Annotated in this window: 2 protein-coding genes; one reads left to right on the top strand and one right to left on the bottom strand. The window is 41.5% G+C overall.

Annotated elements, in window-relative coordinates:
- Positions 1-772, bottom strand: a 772-nt coding sequence (locus VF500_RS18085; RefSeq protein ID WP_330861021.1) for a PAS domain-containing protein, incomplete at its 3' end; no start/stop codon positions are given.
- A 408-nt stretch (positions 773-1,180) separates the two neighbouring features.
- Between VF500_RS18085 and kaiC the strand changes: the two genes are divergently transcribed.
- A partial coding sequence (kaiC, locus tag VF500_RS18080) for a circadian clock protein KaiC (protein ID WP_330861020.1) occupies positions 1,181-2,042 on the top strand: 862 nt, incomplete at its 3' end.

The raw sequence follows: 2,042 nt of genomic DNA, 5'->3' as shown, positions 1-2,042 counted from the left end.
CCTGTACGGTACCGGCAAAGCGGATAGGTTCATGGTTATCGTTAAAGTAGGCCTTTCCTTTCAGGTGGATCCAATATTTCAAGTGCCCGCTGTGGTCAACGGTGCGAATGATCATATCGTAATTACCGCCGCTAACAGGGTTGTACGCCTGCATGACCGCTGCGCGTAATCGTTGCTCATCTTCCGGGTGTACAAATTTTAGCAGATCGGCATATTTTATTTCGTCATCTTTTTGAAAGCCGCAAAGCTCCTTACAGCGGTCGTCCCATATTACGGTTTGCAATTTGGGGTTTAAATCCCAGGTGCCCAATTCGGCTGCCTGCAGGGCAAACTGAACGCGCTGCTCGCTTTCGGTAAGCTTTTGACGGGTTGTTACCAGTTCGGTAACATCTGCCGCAGTATTCAATACACCCCAAACTTCACCAGCATCATTGCGTAATGGTTTAAAAGTGAAATTGAAGTAAAATTCTTGAAGCTTATTATCTACTACAAGATCAACTTTCTGCTCTTTGCCTTCGTAGGCTATGCCGCTTTTATAAACGTTTAATAATATGGCATGGAAACCCTGTTCCTCAAGCTCGGGAAGCAGGTTAAAGTAGGTACGGCCAATAACATTATCGCCTTTGCCCCAAATGTCAATGATGGCCTTATTGGCTATCCTGATCTCCATTCCTTCGCCAAGGTATAAAGCAACCGGAGTAGGCGATTCCCTGATCAGAATACGGAAAATATCTTCGTTTAATTGTTGATTAAGGTTGGGCTGGCTATTCATTATATAGATAACAGGGATAAATATAGTCTATAATAATTAAGGTTAAAGAGCCAATTTTATGCATAATAGCTTTTCAATTAAATGATGATGACCAATGGTTGCATCGTTGATAAAAAACGAGGTGCAATAGCATGAACTTGTTTCTGTCAAACAGTATACCTGTATAAATGTTTAAATCTGTTTTTAGAGAATTTGGTTGTATGAGTTTTAATGATTTATACGGATCAGGATTTATTTATTCGTATTATTAGCAAGATAAGTTCATGATGATTTTTCGACTTTTTTCCGTCACAAAATCAAATATCCCAAAACAATTATACCAGTATTTTTATTACCATACCAATAAAACAAAATCCTGTATGCTTGATGGTTATAGTAAACAGGTAGCTTAAAACAGATTGGAGTTATATGACCAAACTACATAAAAAACAACAGCTTACAACGTTTGATCAATTGCCTAAAACACCGACAGGCATCACCGGTTTAGATGAAATAACAGGTGGCGGTTTACCTAAAGGAAGGCCTACGTTGATATGTGGTGAAGCCGGTTGCGGCAAAACATTAATGTCGCTTGAATTTGTAATTAGGGGGGCTACAGAGTTTAATGAGCCCGGTGTATTCATGGCTTTTGAAGAAAAAGCAGATGAGCTCGCCTCGAATGTTGCATCGCTTGGTTTTGATTTGCGCAAGCTTCAGGACGATAAAAAAATAAGGCTCGATCACGTGCATATTGACCGGAGCGAGATAGAAGAAACAGGCGAATATGACCTTGAGGGCTTATTTATCCGCTTAGGCTATGCCATTGACAGCATTGGCGCCAAAAGGGTAGTTTTAGATACACTGGAAAACCTCTTTTCAGGCTTATCAAACCAGGTTATACTGCGTGCCGAGTTAAGAAGGCTTTTTAATTTTTTAAAAGATAAAGGTGTAACAGCCATTATAACCGGGGAGAAAGGCGAAGGAGGGGCCTTAACAAGGCAGGGGCTTGAAGAGTACGTTTCAGATTGCGTGATATTGCTCGATCACAGGGTTATCAACCAGATCTCCACCCGCCGTTTGCGTGTAGTAAAATACCGCGGCTCGCAGCACGGTACCAATGAGTATCCCTTTTTAATTGATGAGGAGGGCATTTCGGTATTGCCCGTTACCTCTTTAAAGCTTGAAAAGGAAGCATCTTCAAAACGAATTTCATCAGGCATACCTTCGCTTGATAGCATGTTTGGCGGCAAAGGCTTTTTTGAGGGTAGCAGTATCCTTGTTTCGGGCACGG

Origin of the sequence: Mucilaginibacter sp. (assembly GCF_036383575.1) — a bacterium.
Taxonomy (GTDB): Bacteria; Bacteroidota; Bacteroidia; order Sphingobacteriales; family Sphingobacteriaceae; genus Mucilaginibacter.
The sequence above is the reverse complement of the archived record's forward strand: the minus strand, read 5'-3'. Positions and strand labels throughout refer to the sequence as shown.